The organism is Lentilactobacillus kisonensis DSM 19906 = JCM 15041, assembly GCF_001434135.1.
Classification (GTDB): domain Bacteria; phylum Bacillota; class Bacilli; order Lactobacillales; family Lactobacillaceae; genus Lentilactobacillus; species Lentilactobacillus kisonensis.
The window spans coordinates 1-1,680 of record NZ_AZEB01000074.1 but is presented as its reverse complement, the minus strand read 5'-3'; the positions used below and the strand labels follow the sequence as shown (position 1 = coordinate 1,680).

At 50.2% G+C, this 1,680-nt stretch carries 1 protein-coding gene; it reads right to left on the bottom strand.

Going from position 1 to position 1,680, the window contains the following annotated elements; translation table 11 throughout:
* Positions 1-1,680 (bottom strand): MBG domain-containing protein (locus FC98_RS14930; RefSeq protein ID WP_162254974.1); only part of this gene is annotated, 1,680 nt, incomplete at both ends.

Below are 1,680 nucleotides of genomic sequence, written 5' to 3'. Positions count from 1 at the left end.
TGGGCTGCAAGTTAATCGCGCTCTTATCGACCGTCGCTGGCGTAATGGTTAACGTCCCTGGATTGATGGTGATCGTGTAGTTAGGATTGTCGCTGGCAGCGGCCGTGATCGTGATTGGGTAGGTGCCAATGGCGGTGTCCTTGCTGATGTCGCCAACTGTGTAGTTCACCTTGTCACCGTTAGTTGGCTGACCCTTAACATCGATATTAACCGGACCGGTGTACGGATCACCATCGTAAGCCTTGGTGACGTTTGGACCGGTGATGATAATTGGTGCTGGAGTAATCGTAAACTTACCAGCAGTCACGTTGTTAGCATCAATCGTGGTATTGGCATTAGCTGCTTGGAGCTTAGCTAAGCCAGCCTTGCTCAAAGTAACATCATAGCTACCAACGTTTTGACTGTTAATGCCAGAAGTATCAAAATCATCCTGCGTCCAGCCAGCCGTTGGGGCACTAATGTCCTTAGGCAATTCCACTTTAAAGGTCGTTGGATCCGTGCTGGCATCCCCATCGTAAACTTTGGTATCGCCGTCAACCACGACCTTGTCAGTAGTGGTCGTTGGCGTAATCGTCAGCTTACCTGCAACCACCGTCACCTCGTAGTTCGGGTTAGCCTTCGCATCGGCAGTTACCGGGATATCGTAACTTCCAACGTTGACGTCCTTACTAATGTCGCCTAATTGAGAAACCACATCGACACCCAGTTTGGGTTTGTCAGTCACCGTCGCGACTAACTTCGTCTGATCGCTATACGGCTGACCATCATAAACCTTGGTGACCGTTGGCCCAGTAACCGTTACTTTCGCTGGGGTAATGGTGAACTTACCGGGAGTGACATTATCAGTGTCAATCGTGGTGTTCTTATTAGCCGCCTGCAATTTGGCAATTCCGGCTTTACTCAAAGTGACATCGTAACTACCAACGTTCTGGCTGGTAATCTTGGCGTCAAAGTCAGCGGCTTTCCAGCCATCTTTTAGTGCCGTGATGCCTTTTGGTAAGGTTACCTTAAAGGTGGTTGGATCCGTGCTGGCGTCGCCGTCATAAACTTTAGTGTCACCGTTGACGACGACCTTGTCAGTCGTCGTGCTTGGCGTAATGGTTAACTGACCTGCCTTAGTCGTGATAGCGTAGTTCGGATTAGCATCCGCATCAATCATCACCGCAATGTCATAGTCACCAACGTCGACATCCTTACTGATATCACCCAATTGCGGCGTCGTAAGATCAACCCCAGCTTTGGGCTTACCGGCAATGGTGGCAACCAATTTGGTCTTATCGCTGTACGGCTGACCATCATAAACTTTAGTGACCGTTGGCCCGGTAATCGTGATGGGTGCTTTGGTAATGGTGAACTTCCCAGCAGTGACACTCTTTGCATCAATCGTGGTATTCGGATTGGCCGCCTGGAGCTTAGCCAGTCCGGCTTGACTCAAAGTCACATCGTAGTCACCAACGTTCTGACTGTTAATCTTGCTGGTATCAAAATCAGCCGCTGCCCAAGCATCTTTAGGTGCCGTCATCCCTTTTGGCAGGGTAACGTCAAAGGTGGTTGGATCGGTGCTGGCATCGCCGTCATAAACCTTAGTCTGATTGCCGACAAGGACGTTTCCCATCGTTGCAGTTGGCGTAATGGTTAGCTTCCCAGCCACCACTGTAATATCGTAGTTCGGGTTGGCGG